Origin of the sequence: Bradyrhizobium sp. SZCCHNRI20481 (assembly GCF_032485055.1) — a bacterium.
Lineage (GTDB): Bacteria > Pseudomonadota > Alphaproteobacteria > Rhizobiales > Xanthobacteraceae > Bradyrhizobium.
Window position 1 is genome coordinate 108,346 of the sequence record NZ_JAUEUE010000003.1, and the last position, 14,360, is coordinate 122,705.

Here is a 14,360-nt window from a genome sequence, read left to right on the forward strand (position 1 = left end):
CGCATATGCGGCCGGCGTGTCATGCACCTGTCTGCTCCGCGAATTCGGTCGGAGTGCGGCCGGTGACCTGCCTGAAGGCATGCGAAAACGCCGGCACGCTAGCATAGCCGAGATCGGCGGCGAGCTGCTTGACGGAGAGGTGACGGTCGGTGGACAGCCGCTCGATCGCGGCGGCGATCCGGGCACGCTGGCACCACGCCTTGAAGCTCAGCCGCGTCTCCGCCGCGAACAGCCGCGACAGGGTGCGGGCCGAGCTGCCGACCTTGCCCGCCAGGGTCGCCAGGTCCTGCTCGCTCGCGGGAGAGGCGAGGACGAGCTGGGCGGCACGGCGCGCGCGCGGATCCTGCGGCAAGGGGATGAAGGTCGAGGAATCCTCGGCGCGGCGCAACTCGAGCAGAGCGAGCCGCACCAGCAGCGCCGTGCGCTCCGGCCCGCCGTCCGCCGCGAACAGCGCCAGGATCGCCTGATGCAGCAGCGGCGAGACCTGCACGACGAATTCGCGGTCGAGCCGCGCGCCCCGTGTCTCCCGCTTCAGCCAGTCCAGCTCGAAATACAGCGTCCGCATCTGGCTGTCGGCCAGCATGTCGATGGCGTGGCCATGGCGCGCCGGCACCCAGACCGCGCGGTCCGGTGGCACCAGCCAGCGTCCCCGCGGCGTCGTCACCTGCATCGTGCCGCGCGAGGCGTAGATCAATTGGGATTCGCGGTGCATGTGCGGATCGAGCCGCGCACCCTTGTGATAGAGGCGCGCGATCAGATGGACGCCGGGCTCGGTTGTCACCCGGTCGGCGCCGAGCGGCTTCAATGGCGTGTCCACGATGGTCATTGGCGGCTTCTCGTTGGTCGCGTCGACTATAACCGATCCGTCAGGAATCGAGGACAGCTCCCATGAACAGCGCCCGCCGCGTCATCGGCTTCGTCAACGCGGCCCATTTCATCGACCATTATGCGATGCTGATCTTCGCAGCCGCGGTCATCATCATGGGCCCGGCGCTCGGCATGGCCTATGCGGACCTGCTGCCCTATGCGACGCCGGGCTTCATCGCCTTCGGCGCCGGGTCGCTCCTGACCGGCTGGCTCGGCGACCGCTGGAGCCGGCGGCACATGATGCTGATCTTCTATCTCGGCATCGGCCTGTCGATGATCTCGGTCGGCCTGGTGCAGACGCCGTGGCAGCTCGGCGCGGCGCTGCTTTCGATCGGCCTGTTCGCCTCGATCTATCACCCGGTGGGAACCGCGATGCTGGTGTCCTACGCCGACCGGCTCGGTCGCGACATGGGGCTGAACGGCGTGTTCGGAAATCTCGGCGTCGCCTCGTCGGCGCTGGTCACCGGCGTGGTCGGGCAATATCTCGGCTGGCGCTTCGCCTTCATCGTACCCGGGGTGATCACGGTGGCGATCGGCGTGGTGTTCGCGCTGTCGGTCGTGCATGAGGACCGCCGCGGATCGAAGCAGGCCGCGGCGCAGGCCCGTGTCGCGCGCGACCAGATGTGGCGCGTGGTGCTCGCGCTGCTGCTGGTGGTGATCGCGATCTCCACGACGTTCAACGCGATCACCGTGGCGCTGCCAAAGCTGTTCGCGGAGCGGCTGGCCGGGTTGACGCAGAGCCCGGCGCTGCTCGGCGTGATCGCGGCCGGCGTCTACGTGTTCGGCGCGATGACGCAGTACACGATAGGGCGGCTGCTCGATCGCCACGCGCTGAAGACGATCGCGCTGCCGCTGTCGCTGGTGCTGGCGCCGCTGCTGTATCTCGCCGCCGACGCGCGCGACTGGGCGCTGATCGTGGCCTCGATCGGCATCGTCATGGGTGCGTTCGGGCAGGTCACCGTGAATGACGCCATGGTCGGCAAATACACGGCCGAGGAATGGCGCTCGCGCGCCTATGCGGTGCGCTACTTCGTCGGCTTCACCGCGGCCGGCGCCTCGGTTGGCCTGGTCGCCTGGCTGTATGAGCGCGGCGGCTTCGTCACCATGCTGCAGGCGTTCGCCGTGCTCTGCCTGGTTGCGGTCATCGCCGCGCTGATCCTGCCGCCGGAGCTTCCGGCGGCGCAGCCGGCGCTGCGGGAGGCGCCGGCGGAGTGAGAATGCGATCCACCCAAATTTTCCCAATTGCCAGGCACGCGCTGCCGGCGCAGCCTGGGCCGATATGCGCGTGCTGATACTGATGAGATCTGATTGGCCACCATGCAGGCGACCGCGGTGGCGACGAGAGATTGAAGCACGACACCATTGAGGATCGATCGATGATCAATCGCTTCAGGAGAATGCTGGTGCTCGGGATGGTCGCGGCGGCCGGCCTTGCTGCAACGGAGGCGCTGGCGCAGAGCGATGCGCAGCGCAACGCGATCAAGTCGGCATGCCGGTCGGACTACATGTCGAAATGCGCGAGCGTGCCGCCCGGCGGCACGGCGGCGTTCCAATGCCTGCAGAAGAACATCGCGAGCCTGTCCTCATCTTGTCAGACGGCGGTCAAGGCGCTCGAGCCTGCCGCGGAGACCAAGCCTGCGGCAGAAGCCAAACCCGCGGCAGAGGCCAAGCCTGTCGTGCAAGCCAAGCCGGATTCGGCGCCACCGGCCGAGAGCAGGCCGGCCGCCGCCGAGGCGAGCAAGCCTCCCGCCGAGCCTCCGAAGGTCGCGGCGCAGCCGGCCGCGTCCGTCCCGGCCGTGCCTGCCCAGTCCGCCACGGCTGCGGCCAAGCCGGCTGCGTCGGCGCCTGCGGTCAAGCCGAGCGAGGCGCAGGTTGCCGCGATCCGAAGTGCCTGCGGCTCCGATTACCGCAAGGTGTGCAGCAGCGTGCCGCCGGGCGGCGCGGCGGCGCTGCAATGCCTGGAGCAGAACAAGGCCAAGGTGTCCGCTCCCTGCGCTCAGGCCATGGCGGCTTCGAGCGGTGGTGCCGCGTCGACCGGGACATCGACGGCGACTGCGGCTGTTGCCTCGCCCGCGGCGACAACCACCGCTGGACTAGCGGCGCCGGCGCTGGTGTTGCGACCGCTGCGGCCGCTCGAGGAGTTGCGCATCGTGAGGGCCGCGTGCGGCGCGGACGCGCGGGCGTTGTGCAGTGGCATCGAGCCGGGCGGCGGCCGGATTGCGCAGTGCCTCGCGGCCAATGCCGGCGCGCTGACACCTGGCTGCAAGGGCATGCTCGCGCAGTTTGCGGCCAATCGCTGATGCAGGGCGGCTGCCGCCGTTCACAGTTACCACCGCCGTGCCCGCGAGGACGCACACGAAAGCGAATCCACCCAAATTGTCCCAGTTGTCGGGCGGGGAGGTCCCAGGCAAGGTCGCGACAGGGTGGATATTTGACCAATCAGATCATGATCAGGAGTTTGAAGATGAGCGCCATTCTTTCACGTGCCATTATTTCCACGCTGTGCGGATTGTTCATCCTGGCGGCGATGCCGTTCGTGTCGATGTCGGATGCCAATGCCGTGGTCTGCGCACGCGGCGTCGTGCGGGCCGGCTGCGCCGGTGCGGCGGGCGCCGTGGTGGTTCGCAAGCCGCCGGTGGCGGCCGCGGCGTGCCGCACGGTGATCGTCAATGGCGTCGCGGTTCGCCGCTGCGTTTAAGCGACGCTTAATCGGTTTTCGGTATCGAGTTATTTGAAACCGCAATTGCGACGCGCAAGTTTTGCGCGTCGCATGCTGCTTTGCGTAAGCGAGGTAAGCTGTATTTAACGGTGCTCCCGGCAAGGTGCGGCTCGTATCCAACTTGCAATCCAATGGGAGAGGGCCATGGCGTTTTGGCGCTGGCTGCGTGACGCAGCCCTGGTAGCTGCGGTAGTCACGTTTGCCGGCCACGCCGCGGGCGCAGCCGGCTTGAAGGAAGAAATCGCGCCGACGGGCAAGCTTCGCGTCGCCATTGCCGTTGGCCCCGCCGGCGGTGCGTTCTGGTGCGTCAAGTCGGACAGCGGCTATTCAGGCGTTCCGGTCGAACTGGGCAAGGCGATGGCCGCGCAGGTCGGTGTGCCCGTCGAGTTCGTCGAGCATCCGAATTCCAATGCGATCACCGATGAAGCTGCTCGGGGCGTCTGGGATGTGGCCTTCATGCCGAAGGACGCGGAGCGCGAAACCAAGGTCTCGTTCGGTCCGGTCTACGATTCGGTCGAGACCACCTTCATCATCCGCGCCGGTCTCGACGTCGCCAACATCGCGGCGCTGGACCAGGCCGGCACCGAGGTTGCGGCCATCAACGACACGACCGTGCTGCGCGGTGCCAAGGCCTTCCTGAAGAAGGCGACCGTCACCGGCTTCAAGTCCTACGAGGAAGTCTACGCGTTGCTCAGCGCCGGCGAGATCGACGCGCTCGCGCTGGCGCGCGATCAATTGAATCTCATCACCAAGCAGATTTCCGGCACCAAGGTGCTCGCCGAGACCTTCAAGAAGACGGACACCGCGGTTGCGGTACCGCTGAAGCATCCGCAGTCGCTGGCCTTCGTCACCAAGTTCATGACGGACTCCAAGGCGAACGGCCTGCTCAAGAAAGCGTACGGTGCCAACAATCTGAGCGAGTCGACTTTGCTCACCCAGTAAGCGCACCGACGCTACCTGCCGAACTCTCCCACGCCACAGGCGGGGAGAGCCATCGTCTCAGCCGGCGCGCTCTATCGTCAGTTCGGGGCCCGCCTCACGATCGGATCGAGGCCGCTTTCCGCGATGACATGACGCGCATCCGGTGATTGCAGGAACTTGATGAGCGCCTTGCCGGCCTCCGGCTCCTTGGCGTCCGTGGCAATGCCGGCGGAGAACACGGTGATCTTCTGCAGTCCGGCCGGCAGCGGCCCGACGATGTCGATGCCCTTCACCGGCTTGAGCTCGCTGATCTGCTGAAAGCCGATCTCCGCTTCGCCCTGGGCGACGATCTCGCCGACGGGAGTGGCCGGAATCATCCGCGCCTTGCCCTTCATCTCGTCCTTGATGCCAAGCTTATCGAACATCTCGGTGGAGACGTAGACGCCGCTGGCGCTGTCCGAATAGGCGATGGCCTTGGCCGCGATCAGCATGCGTTTCACGGCTTCCGCGTTCGAAATATCGGGATGCGGCGTCCCCGACTTGACCGCGACGCCGATCGGCGAATTGGCGAGGTCCGCACGGCTGTCCGGCATCACCTTGCCCCTGGTGGTGAGATCGCTGAGCGCGTAGCCCACCATGATGAGGACATCGGCAGGTTCGCCGCGCTCGAGGCGAACGGGAATCGCATTCGTTGTCGTTCCCATCGACGGGCCGTAGGCAATCGTGACCTTGTGACCCGAGCGCCGCTCGAACTCCGGCACCAGGGATTTGAACGCAGCGGTCATGCCGCCGGAGATCATGACGTGGACTTCTGCAGCTTGGGCCGCGGTGGTCAGGAGGAACGCGGCCGAAGCGGCGAGACCGATGATGCGGAGATGGGGCGAGAGTATCATGGCAGGCTCCGAGGCGAACGGCTGGAGGCCGGGGGCGCTTTGGATAGCCCGGCCTTGCCAGGAAGGCCAGCGCCGGCGTCGGCGCATACGGCCGTCCCTGCAATGCGTCTCGCTTGCGGCGTCACTGTGTTAGTAGTGTGGCGAGGCTGCTCGCCGCCACCTCAGCCGGCCTGATAGGCCGGCGCGGATGCGAGAAAGTCGTTATACGCGTCCGCATCGGGCGGCGTGAACATCTCGGCCAACGGGTTGCGCCGTCGGCGCTGGGCGCCAATGTCTGCAAGCAGTTCGTCGAAATGCTTGAAGTGATAGGGCGCGACGCAAAGTCCGCCATAGACGCCCGCGGCAGGGCGCTCGATCCGCTTGAAATGCAGCATCATCTCGATGTTGTCGCGCATCTCGCGCTCGCTCGGCTGATGCGCCAGCTGCTTGTCGGCATACCGCACCAGCCAGTTGGCGGCCATGTCCGCACAGAGCACGGTGCAGAAGCTCGAATTGAAGCCGACGAACCCCATGTCGCGAAGATCGGGATTGGCGATCAGCCGATAGAGCCGGTACTGCCCGTCCGGATCGACCAGTCTGGCGCGGTCGGCTGCCGACAGGAACGGGACCCCGAGCTTGTAGCCGATGGCGAGGATCGCGACGTCGGCCGGAATTCGTTCACCGCCGCTGGTCACGATGGTGTTCGGCTCGTAGTGGCCGAAGGTGCCGTAGACAGCCTTGATCCGGCCGTCTGCGACCATCGGGAAGAAGTCGGGCGTCGCGATCGGGACGGAGCAGTTCAAGCCGTCCTCGATCCTGCCCTTCGGCACCATGTTGCATTTGGCAAGCTTCAACTGCGTCTTGAGCAGACTCTCCAGGCCGCGCCAATTGGCCCAGACGAGCGGCTTGGCCAGCAGATGGGCAAGGCGCGAGAGCGGGCCGATGCCCCAGCCTGGAAACATCTGCTCCTGGGCGCGGATATAGAGGATGCGCTTGAAGTTGATTAGGCCGCCGATGAAGTAGGGAATGCGCCACACCGCTTCACGGAGCACGATCGTGACCGAGCGCGCGCCGGAGCGCACGGCGTTGACCGCGATATCGGTTGCCGATTTCGAGCCGCCGAGGACTACCACGTCGCGCCCCCTCGTGAGCGCGGCATCGTTGTATTTCGAGGAATGCAGGATCAAGCCGCCGGCGGCCGCGAACTGATCTTCGCCGGCAAGCGACAACGTCTGCGGCTCGTTGAACTGACCGGTGCAGACGGCGACGAAATCGAAATCCTCCCGGCTCGTTCGGTCCCCGGTCTTGAGGTCGAGGCTCCATCCAGGCTTGCCGTCACTGCGGCGCTGCATCGCAAGGACGGTCGTGTTCAACCGCATCAGGCGGATGAGGTCGTGGGACTTCGCGTAGTCGGCAAGATAGGCATAGACCTGCGGTCCCTTCGGCCATTCGGGATAGTGATCCGGCATCGCCTTGTCGGTGTAGCGATAGAGCTCCTTGGGGCTCTGCGTCTGCACGTCGGGATAGGATCGCGCGGGCTCCCAGACGCCGCCGAGATCGGCGCTCCGCTCGACGATGGTGACGTCGTGCCCGCGGGCGGCGAATGCTTTGGCTGCAGCCAGGCCGGAGACACCGGCGCCGATCACACAGACATTCTTTCGATTGATCATGGGACCTCCTTGTTGTCGGGCGCGCGGCCGCGCACCCGCCGCGCCGCAAGAGCCCGCAAGAGTTTGATGGTGACGAAGGTCGCCCGGCGCGACCGAGATGTGCGATGCCGACGGACAAGCCAGCTTCGAAATCAGGGCGAGAAGGATCTCGCCGATCGTTCAGGCGCAGCCGTTGCTCATGCTGCAGGCGCACCGGGCCGATAGCGATGATCGCGCGCCGTCCGTACCGCAACAATTGAGGAGCGCTCGCCAGGTCCGGCGCTGCCGCCTAGTCGTTGGCCTCCGGCGGCAGGAAGTCGACCTCGTGCTCCGCCGAGATCCGCACCACTTCGGCCGGGTCGGCGAGATTGTCCAGCATGTTGAACAGCGCCTCCAGCTTCTGCATCGGGGAGACCCAGAACAGCGCGCGCGCCGGCTTGTCGGATTTGTTGAAGTAGCCATGCGGAATGCCGCGCGGCATGCGCACGAGGTCGCCGGCATTCGCCTTGACCCAGACGCCGTCGAGCTTGAGGTCGAGGACGCCTTCCTGCACCAGGATGAACTCGTCCTGGGTGGGATGAACGTGAACCGGCACGAACTGCCCGGGCTCGCTGTTGGTCTCGAAGGCGAACGTGGAGTCGGTGACGGCCTTGGGATAATAGAGCTGACCCAGGATATTCCAGGTCTTGCCGGCATAGCCGGTACCTGCGCGCGTGATGCCTTTTTCGAGTGTGATCATGGCGGATCTCCTTGCTGCACGCATGGGAGGATCAAGCCGGGGCGACGCCAAGTCTATCCAGAAAACGAATCTCTCGACGTCAGTTGCTAATTATTATAGGTTTCAAACGATCTCGACGGACGATGTAGGCCATGACTGCAGGTGCAGCCGCTGATCGTAGTTGGAAGTCACCGGCTGAGCCGCGGCTTACAGCCTATGGCCGTGTTGCAACGCACGATGTCGATGAGGCCGCTGAACAAATAGGCCGCATCTTCTGTCCGCATGGGCTGCAACCGGAGGCCGATACAGCGCGCGATTTCCTCGCTCTGCATAATTGTGCGGCATTCGATGGCTTTTCCATCAACTACGTCGCCTATGGCGGTGCGGTAACCATCGATCCCGGCTGTCTCGACCGCTTCTTCCTGCTGCAGCTTCCGCTGGCGGGGACCGCGCGGGTTTTCGCCGGGGCCGGCGAGGTCGCCACGGCGCCAGACCATGCAGCATCGCTGCTGTCGCCGACATTGCCCACGCGTATGGTCTGGGACGCTTGCGCTCAGTTGATCCTGTTGCTCGACCGCCGTCTCGTGGAACAGCGCGCCGCCGCGCTGTCCGGGCGCGCGGTGCAACCGATCGAATTCGATCCCGCGATCGCGCTGTCGGGATGTCATGGCTCGCGGCTCCGGGCTCACATGCTTGGGCTCGCCGACCTCGCCGAGCGTCTCGGCGGTGGGCGCGGCCTGCCATCGGTTGCGGCAGCCAATTGGCGCGAGACGCTGCTGGACATTCTGTTCGAGCAGCCGGGCAATGGCCTGGCGGAGGCGATCAGGCTGCATTCCGGCCGGGTCGAGACGCTGCCGCAGGCCGTCCGCCGGGCGCGTGATCTCCTGGCGGCGCACGCAGCCGAACCGCTCGATCTGGCGCAACTCGCGGCGTCGTCAGGAGTGGGGATCCGGGCGCTGCAAGGCGGCTTCCGCCGCCATTTCGGCATGTCGATCTCCGACATGCTGCTCGACATCCGGCTGGCGCGGCTCAATGCGCAATTGATGGCGGCTCCGCCGGAGGCGCGGATCATCGACATCGCCTTCGACCTCGGCTTCACCCATCTCGGGCGGATGGCGGGTGCCTATCGCGACAAGTTCGGGGAGGCGCCGTCGGCGACACTGCAACGCGGCCGCTTCACGAATTGACGTGCACGAAATCCCGCAGCAGCGGATAGATCTCGGTATTCCACTTCTTGCCACTGAACACGCCGTAATGGCCGACGCCGGCCTGCATGTGATGGACGCGGCGATAGGCACGTACATTGGTGCAGATGTCCTGCGCCGAGAGCGTCTGTCCGATCGAGCAGATGTCGTCGCGCTCGGCTTCCACCGTCATCAGGCCGATGCGCCGCACGGCTTTCGGATCGACGGGACGGCCGCGATGCATCAGCTTGCCCTGCGGCAGCAGATGCTCCTGGAACACGTCGCGCACGGTCTCGATGTAGAACTCGGCGGGAAGGTCCATGACCGCGAAATACTCGTCGTAGAACGTCTTGATGGTCTCCGCCTTCTCGACCTCACCCTTGGCGAGATGATTGGCGAGATCCATGTGCTGTTTCACATGGCGCTCGAGATTCATCGACACGAAGGCCGTGAGCTGCACGAAGCCCGGATAGACCTTGCGGAAGGCGCCCCTGCACTGGAAGGGCACGTAGTGGATCAGGTTGTCCTCGAACCAGTCGATCGGCTTGCTCTTGGCGAACTCGTTGACCTTGGTCGGCTGGATCCGCGTGTCGATCGGTCCGGCCATCAAGGTCAAGGTGGCGGGGCGCGACGGATGGTTGTCGTCGCACATCACGGCGGTGGCCGCGAGCGCGGAGACCGACGGTTGGCAAATCGCCACCATGTGTGGGCGCGGCCCGAGCTGGCCGAGGAAGGTGATGAGATGATCGGTGTAGTCTTCCAGTCCGAAGCGGCCATGATCGCGCGGGATGTCGCGCGGATTGTGCCAGTCTGTGATATAGACGTCGTGGTCCTGCAGCAGCGTCTTCACGGTGCCCCGCAGCAGCGTGGCAAAATGGCCGGACATCGGTGCGACCAGCAGCACCTTGGGCTGATCCGGCGCAGCGTCCTTCTTGAAGTGCAGGAGCGAGCCGAACGGCGTCTTGAACGTGACCTCTTCGGTGACGGCGAGCTCGCGGTTGCCGACCGTCACGCTGTCGATGCCATACGCCGGGCGAGCGTAGGTCAAGGCCGCGCGGGAGATCAGCTCGAGCGCGGCGGACAGACGCCGCATGGCGCGGCTGGATAGCCCTGATGGGATCAGGTTGAGATAGCGCATGGCGGCTGCCGCGCTCTGGCGCCACGGCTCGGTCAGGTCCATGTGGTTCTGATAGGCTTGGTACAGCAGCGCCATCGCTTCCGATCCATTACATGCATTGCTGTATGCAATATCGGAGCCAGAGTGGCCGAGGCTTGCCTGAAAAACTGGCATGTCGCTTGCTCGCTGAAATCTCTGACGTATCCGGCTCCGCGCATGATGCCGCTCGCACGAGCGGCACGATGGGCGAACGACAAGCGGCAAAGCGACAAGAGGGTAGGGGCGACATGGCCAAAGCGACGTTGACCATCAGCAGCAAGAATTACTCGTCGTGGTCGCTGCGCGGCTGGCTGCTCGCAAAATTTTCCGGGCTCGATTTCGACGAGGTCGTGGTCGGTCCGGACGACGCATCGGCGCGCGCCGAGATCCTGCTGCTGTCGTCCTCGATCCTGGTGCCGTGCCTGCGCCACGATGGTGCGACGATCTGGGATACGCTGGCGATCGGCGAGTATCTCAACGAGACCTTTCCGGAGGCGGGCCTACTGCCTGCCGACCGCATTCAGCGCGCGCATTGCCGCTCGATTTCGGGCGAGATCCATTCCGGCTTCACGACCCTGCGGGCGTCGCTGCCGGTCAATCTCAAGGGCCGCTTTCCGGGCTTCAAGGTCTGGACGCGGGCGCAGGCCGACATCGACCGCATCTGGGCGATCTGGCGCGACTGCCTGGACAGATCCGGCGGCCCATTTCTGTTCGGTCAGCGCGGCATGGCGGATGCGATGTATGCGCCGGTGGTGACGCGGTTCGTGACTTATGACGTGAAGCTCGAGCCGCAGCTCAAGGCCTATGCCGACCTGATCATGGCGCTGCCGGAGATGCAGCAATGGATCGAGGCCGCCAAGGCCGAGCCAGAGGAGATCGAGGAGCTGGAGGTCGAGTACTAGGGTCCTGCCGTCAGCGGCCCGTGCCCGCGGCCCTTTGCAGCCGCCGGCTCCGGCGAGAACGGCTCATGCCACGGGCAGGTGCTGCTCAATTTGAAGCCGGATCTGCGTCTTCGCGGCGCGTGGCGTGAGCTGTCAGCACGTCACCATTGCCGTGTGGAGTCGGCCAAAATCCGGTTGTTGGCAATCGGTTCGGCCCGCGATGCCGTCCTGGCCTGCCGATCTTTGCGTTGCAAACGGGGCGTGGCGTGGTTTTCGCATGGCACAATCCGCTTTCGGACGTGGTGGCCTCTGTGGCCGATCGATGGGCCGCAACGGTCGCCGATGTCGCGATCAACCGGTGGAGGCCGTCATGAACCAGCATGCAGTGGTGACCAAGTTCTCGCACGTGAAGCCCGACGACACCGCCTACACGGGCGGCGGGTTGCGCGACTTCTTCCTGTATCGCGATCTGGGCATCGCCGACGCCACCGGCGGGCAGGTGATCGGCCACCTCGTCAAGGCCAATCCGGATTGTCCGCCGGTGGATGGCACCGGCTGGCATCGCCATGATTGCGATTTCCAGATCGTCATCATGATGAAGGGCTGGGCCCGCTTCATGTACGAGGACAAGCCGACCCTGGTGAAGGCCGGCGACGTTGTGCACCAGCGTCCCGGCATCGTGCACTACCTCTACGATTATTCCCCTGACATGGAATATATGGAGATCGTCAGCCCGGCCGACTTCAAGACGGTCGAGATGCCGCCGGCGACCGACAACGTGCCGCCGGTCACGCCGTGGAGCTGAGCGCCTGAGCTCCTTCTCCGTTAATCTTTGGCATCCGGTTGCGGCATGCGGCCGGAGGCTTCTCCTCACGATGTGGTGCGTCGTCTCCATTGTGTCCGACATCTAGCGTGAACAGATCGCGCACCAGATGCGGCGTCCGATTCGGACGCGATTCGTTCTAGCAGCGTTCCAGGGATTAAGACGGTAGGCAGGGGCGTCGCATTTTGAAACACGGCACGCGCGCTGCCTGTCTCGCGCCTCGGTGCTCTACATTGCCCCTTGCGACCGATCTGGCGCCGGTCCATCACCCGCGAGGGGAGCATCGATCATGACCTTGACCACATTGGCTTGGCTCGCGCTCGCGGCCTATGGCGCGCATATTCTCGAGGAATACACGTTCGATTGGCGCAATTGGGCGCGTGCGGTGATGAAGCTGCCGGTCGAGTGGAGCGACTTCTACGTGACGAACGCGCTGGTGGTCGTGCTCGGCGCGGTGCAGGCAGAGCTTGCCGAGACATGGCCGCCGGCCGCGCTCGCCTACGCAGCGCTGATGATCATCAACGCCATCTTCTTCCACATTCTGCCGTTCCTGCGCAGTGGAGGCAGATTCTCGCCGGGGCTGGCGACGGCGCTGATTCTGTTCTTTCCGATCGCAATTGCGATGTGGCGGCGGGCGTGGGGTGACGGTGTGCTCGACGTTGGAACGGCTGTCCTTGCGGTCGTCACCGGCGCGCTGCTGATGGCCTATCCGGTCGTGATGCTCAATCTGCGTTCAAAACCATATTTTCGGCAAGACCGGCCCTGAGCAGAACTCAGGGCCCGGTGTGATCAATAAGACGAAGCGCGATCGGCAACGAAGCTCGGCTGCGGACGGCGTCCATTGCGCTCATCAAATCGCGCGCGCGGGAAGCGCCAGCCGATGACAGTGGCTTCGAGCGCGCCGCCGGATTCCTTGTTGTGCCATTTGCCATCAATGTAGAAACAGGGGAACGGAAGTTGATAGGTGCCGCTGTGATCTTCGCACAGCACCTCGACCGTCTGCCCCGGCGGTGGCTCACCGCTGCCGTCGAATTGCGCCAGCCGTTTTTCGCGCGTAGCCATTCTGTCCATCTCCCTAAAAACGGGTCCCGGCCGGAACTTCAATGCGCGATTGAGGTCTCAGTATGGTATCAATCAGGAAACTCCGTCAGTTCCACGCAAAATCATGTGTTGGGCAAGCCAATGAGAAAATTGTGATGCGAAAATTCGTTGCCGCGCGAATCATCTTTGCCGCGAGCGTGCTCGCGATATGTGTGAGTTCTGCCGGACATGCGCAGGATATTCCGGGCATCGAAATCTGCACTGCAGAAAAGGCGATGGATCGACGGACATCATGTCTGCAGAGCAATATCGATTTCCTGCAGAAGACGATGACCAAGCAATCGCTCGATCAGCAGCAGAAGCTCGATGCGGCGAATCGCCAGATCCAGGCGCTGAAGGCCGCGCTGATCTCGCAGCAGGGCCTGATCGACGAGCTGAAGGCGTCCCAGGCGAAGCTCGCGGACGAGCTGAGGAAGAAGGCCGATGCGCCGGCTGCCAAGGATGCGGCGCCGGCGAAGCCGACCAGCAAATAGCACCGTCCGCAGCGCAATAACGATCAAGCGCACGTGGATCTCCGCGCGCAGGATCGGGCGCTTCGATAGGAGAGAAGCGTGTCCACCAACCCGGCCCAGAAGGCACTCTGGTTCATCGAGAGTCATCTGTCGGCGCCGTTGACGTTGGATGACGTGGCGGCCATCGCCGGCGTGTCGCGCTTCCACATCGTGCGCGCGTTCGCGGCGGCGACCGGCGTCTCGGTGATGCGCTATGTCAGGCTGCGCCGTCTCAGCGAGGCGGCACGGGCTCTGGCCTCTGGCGCACCCGACATTCTCAGTCTCGCGCTTGAGGCGGACTACGGCTCCCACGAAGCGTTCACGCGCGCGTTCCGCGACCAGTTCGGCGTCACGCCGGAATCGGTGCGCGCCAACCCATGCCTCGATGGCCTGCCGCTTCAGGAGCCGATCATGATGGACCAGACCCCGCTCGACGATCTCGCCGCCCCGCGCTTCGTGACGGCCAAGCCCCTGCTCGTGGCGGGCGTCTCCGAACGCTTCAGCCACGACAATGGGGCCGGTATCCCGGCGCTGTGGCAGCGCTTCCACCAGGGGGTGCACGAGATCCCGGCTCGCATCGGAGATGTCGCCTACGGTGTCTGCTGCAACGGCGACGATGCCGGAAATTTCGACTACGTGGCAGGAGTCGCGGTGACCGACTTCTCCGACCTGCCGCGCAGCTTCGCCAAGGTTCGGATTCCCGCCGCGACCTTTGCCGTGTTCGCCCATCCGGGCCACGTCTCGACCATCCGCCGCACCGTCAACACGATCTGGAATCACTGGCTGCCGCAATCGGGCTGCACGGTCGCCGACGCACCGAGCTTCGAACGCTACGATCAGCGCTTCGATCCGAGGACCGGTGATGGCGGGTTCGAGATCTGGGTTCCGGTGATTCGCTGACCCCCGCCGGAGGCGTCCCGGATTTGTGTCGAGACGCTGCAGGCCAGCCCTGCGGCGCCGGACCCCGCCGATTGCTTG

16 protein-coding genes are annotated in these 14,360 nt (G+C 64.9%); 10 read left to right on the forward strand and 6 right to left on the reverse strand.

Going from position 1 to position 14,360, the window contains the following annotated elements; translation table 11 throughout:
• Window positions 1-19 precede the first annotated feature (19 nt).
• Window positions 20-826: a helix-turn-helix transcriptional regulator gene (locus tag QX132_RS05180; RefSeq protein WP_315796673.1), complete on the reverse strand. Its 807-nt coding sequence runs from the start codon at window positions 824-826 to the stop codon at window positions 20-22.
• Between the two features lie 62 nt (window positions 827-888).
• Between QX132_RS05180 and QX132_RS05185 the strand changes: the two genes are divergently transcribed.
• The 4 genes from QX132_RS05185 (at window position 889) to QX132_RS05200 (ending at window position 4,528) form a co-directional block, all read left to right on the forward strand.
• Complete coding sequence (locus tag QX132_RS05185; RefSeq protein WP_316160286.1) at window positions 889-2,082, forward strand: MFS transporter; 1,194 nt, start codon at window positions 889-891, stop codon at window positions 2,080-2,082.
• A 161-nt stretch (window positions 2,083-2,243) separates the two neighbouring features.
• Window positions 2,244-3,167 (forward strand): hypothetical protein, encoded by a 924-nt coding sequence (locus tag QX132_RS05190; protein ID WP_316160287.1) that lies wholly within the window; start codon window positions 2,244-2,246, stop codon window positions 3,165-3,167.
• A gap of 164 nt (window positions 3,168-3,331) precedes the next feature.
• Complete coding sequence (locus tag QX132_RS05195) at window positions 3,332-3,565, forward strand: hypothetical protein (protein WP_316160288.1); 234 nt, start codon at window positions 3,332-3,334, stop codon at window positions 3,563-3,565.
• Between the two features lie 165 nt (window positions 3,566-3,730).
• Complete coding sequence (locus tag QX132_RS05200) at window positions 3,731-4,528, forward strand: transporter substrate-binding domain-containing protein (protein ID WP_315738623.1); 798 nt, start codon at window positions 3,731-3,733, stop codon at window positions 4,526-4,528.
• Between the two features lie 77 nt (window positions 4,529-4,605).
• Here the strand turns inward: QX132_RS05200 and QX132_RS05205 are convergent, their stop codons facing one another.
• From QX132_RS05205 to QX132_RS05215, 3 genes are all read right to left on the reverse strand, one after another.
• A complete protein-coding gene (locus QX132_RS05205) occupies window positions 4,606-5,400 on the reverse strand; it encodes an extracellular solute-binding protein (protein WP_316160289.1) in 795 nt (264 codons plus the stop codon).
• 161 nt (window positions 5,401-5,561) lie between these two features.
• Window positions 5,562-7,049 carry a flavin-containing monooxygenase gene (locus QX132_RS05210; RefSeq protein WP_316160290.1) on the reverse strand — a complete coding sequence of 496 codons (1,488 nt, stop codon included), beginning with the start codon at window positions 7,047-7,049 and terminating at the stop codon, window positions 5,562-5,564.
• A 268-nt stretch (window positions 7,050-7,317) separates the two neighbouring features.
• Window positions 7,318-7,767: a cupin domain-containing protein gene (locus QX132_RS05215; RefSeq protein WP_315718048.1), complete on the reverse strand. Its 450-nt coding sequence runs from the start codon at window positions 7,765-7,767 to the stop codon at window positions 7,318-7,320.
• 131 nt (window positions 7,768-7,898) lie between these two features.
• Between QX132_RS05215 and QX132_RS05220 the strand changes: the two genes are divergently transcribed.
• The gene (locus QX132_RS05220) at window positions 7,899-8,933 is read left to right on the forward strand and encodes an AraC family transcriptional regulator (RefSeq protein WP_316160292.1); all 1,035 of its coding nucleotides are present in this window, start codon (window positions 7,899-7,901) and stop codon (window positions 8,931-8,933) included.
• On the opposite strand, the gene QX132_RS05225 is transcribed toward QX132_RS05220, so the two are convergent.
• The gene (locus QX132_RS05225) at window positions 8,923-10,143 is read right to left on the reverse strand and encodes a polyhydroxyalkanoate depolymerase (protein ID WP_316160293.1); all 1,221 of its coding nucleotides are present in this window, start codon (window positions 10,141-10,143) and stop codon (window positions 8,923-8,925) included. The two genes, QX132_RS05220 and QX132_RS05225, sit on opposite strands and share 11 nt — an antisense overlap.
• A 191-nt stretch (window positions 10,144-10,334) precedes the next feature.
• On the opposite strand from QX132_RS05225, the gene QX132_RS05230 reads away from it, so the two are divergent.
• The 3 genes from QX132_RS05230 to QX132_RS05240 all read left to right on the forward strand — a co-directional run bounded on the left by QX132_RS05230 (window position 10,335) and on the right by QX132_RS05240 (window position 12,556).
• Window positions 10,335-10,988 carry a glutathione S-transferase family protein gene (locus QX132_RS05230; RefSeq protein WP_315811671.1) on the forward strand — a complete coding sequence of 218 codons (654 nt, stop codon included), beginning with the start codon at window positions 10,335-10,337 and terminating at the stop codon, window positions 10,986-10,988.
• Between the two features lie 349 nt (window positions 10,989-11,337).
• Window positions 11,338-11,772, forward strand: coding sequence for a cupin domain-containing protein (locus QX132_RS05235; RefSeq protein ID WP_316160295.1), 435 nt, complete (start codon window positions 11,338-11,340; stop codon window positions 11,770-11,772).
• A 307-nt stretch (window positions 11,773-12,079) separates the two neighbouring features.
• Window positions 12,080-12,556, forward strand: coding sequence for an HXXEE domain-containing protein (locus tag QX132_RS05240; RefSeq protein WP_315738615.1), 477 nt, complete (start codon window positions 12,080-12,082; stop codon window positions 12,554-12,556).
• Window positions 12,557-12,579: 23 nt separating this feature from the next.
• Here the strand turns inward: QX132_RS05240 and QX132_RS05245 are convergent, their stop codons facing one another.
• On the reverse strand, window positions 12,580-12,852 hold the full coding sequence (locus tag QX132_RS05245; protein WP_315718054.1) for a hypothetical protein: 273 nt from the start codon (window positions 12,850-12,852) through the stop codon (window positions 12,580-12,582).
• A 134-nt stretch (window positions 12,853-12,986) separates the two neighbouring features.
• On the opposite strand from QX132_RS05245, the gene QX132_RS05250 reads away from it, so the two are divergent.
• Both QX132_RS05250 and QX132_RS05255 read left to right on the forward strand, forming a co-directional pair.
• Complete coding sequence (locus tag QX132_RS05250; RefSeq protein WP_315738614.1) at window positions 12,987-13,364, forward strand: hypothetical protein; 378 nt, start codon at window positions 12,987-12,989, stop codon at window positions 13,362-13,364.
• A gap of 78 nt (window positions 13,365-13,442) precedes the next feature.
• Window positions 13,443-14,282: an AraC family transcriptional regulator gene (locus QX132_RS05255; RefSeq protein ID WP_315781980.1), complete on the forward strand. Its 840-nt coding sequence runs from the start codon at window positions 13,443-13,445 to the stop codon at window positions 14,280-14,282.
• Window positions 14,283-14,360 lie beyond the last annotated feature (78 nt).

What these genes read in the sequence shown, in the direction of transcription:
- QX132_RS05180 (WP_315796673.1), bottom strand. Translation starts at nt 826, where the DNA reads ATGACCATCGTGGACACGCCATTGAAGCCGCTCGGCGCCGACCGGGTG.
- QX132_RS05185 (WP_316160286.1), top strand. Translation starts at nt 889, where the DNA reads ATGAACAGCGCCCGCCGCGTCATCGGCTTCGTCAACGCGGCCCATTTC.
- QX132_RS05190 (WP_316160287.1), top strand. Translation starts at nt 2,244, where the DNA reads ATGATCAATCGCTTCAGGAGAATGCTGGTGCTCGGGATGGTCGCGGCG.
- QX132_RS05195 (WP_316160288.1), top strand. Translation starts at nt 3,332, where the DNA reads ATGAGCGCCATTCTTTCACGTGCCATTATTTCCACGCTGTGCGGATTG.
- QX132_RS05200 (WP_315738623.1), top strand. Translation starts at nt 3,731, where the DNA reads ATGGCGTTTTGGCGCTGGCTGCGTGACGCAGCCCTGGTAGCTGCGGTA.
- QX132_RS05205 (WP_316160289.1), bottom strand. Translation starts at nt 5,400, where the DNA reads ATGATACTCTCGCCCCATCTCCGCATCATCGGTCTCGCCGCTTCGGCC.
- QX132_RS05210 (WP_316160290.1), bottom strand. Translation starts at nt 7,049, where the DNA reads ATGATCAATCGAAAGAATGTCTGTGTGATCGGCGCCGGTGTCTCCGGC.
- QX132_RS05215 (WP_315718048.1), bottom strand. Translation starts at nt 7,767, where the DNA reads ATGATCACACTCGAAAAAGGCATCACGCGCGCAGGTACCGGCTATGCC.
- QX132_RS05220 (WP_316160292.1), top strand. Translation starts at nt 7,899, where the DNA reads ATGACTGCAGGTGCAGCCGCTGATCGTAGTTGGAAGTCACCGGCTGAG.
- QX132_RS05225 (WP_316160293.1), bottom strand. Translation starts at nt 10,143, where the DNA reads ATGGCGCTGCTGTACCAAGCCTATCAGAACCACATGGACCTGACCGAG.
- QX132_RS05230 (WP_315811671.1), top strand. Translation starts at nt 10,335, where the DNA reads ATGGCCAAAGCGACGTTGACCATCAGCAGCAAGAATTACTCGTCGTGG.
- QX132_RS05235 (WP_316160295.1), top strand. Translation starts at nt 11,338, where the DNA reads ATGAACCAGCATGCAGTGGTGACCAAGTTCTCGCACGTGAAGCCCGAC.
- QX132_RS05240 (WP_315738615.1), top strand. Translation starts at nt 12,080, where the DNA reads ATGACCTTGACCACATTGGCTTGGCTCGCGCTCGCGGCCTATGGCGCG.
- QX132_RS05245 (WP_315718054.1), bottom strand. Translation starts at nt 12,852, where the DNA reads ATGGCTACGCGCGAAAAACGGCTGGCGCAATTCGACGGCAGCGGTGAG.
- QX132_RS05250 (WP_315738614.1), top strand. Translation starts at nt 12,987, where the DNA reads ATGCGAAAATTCGTTGCCGCGCGAATCATCTTTGCCGCGAGCGTGCTC.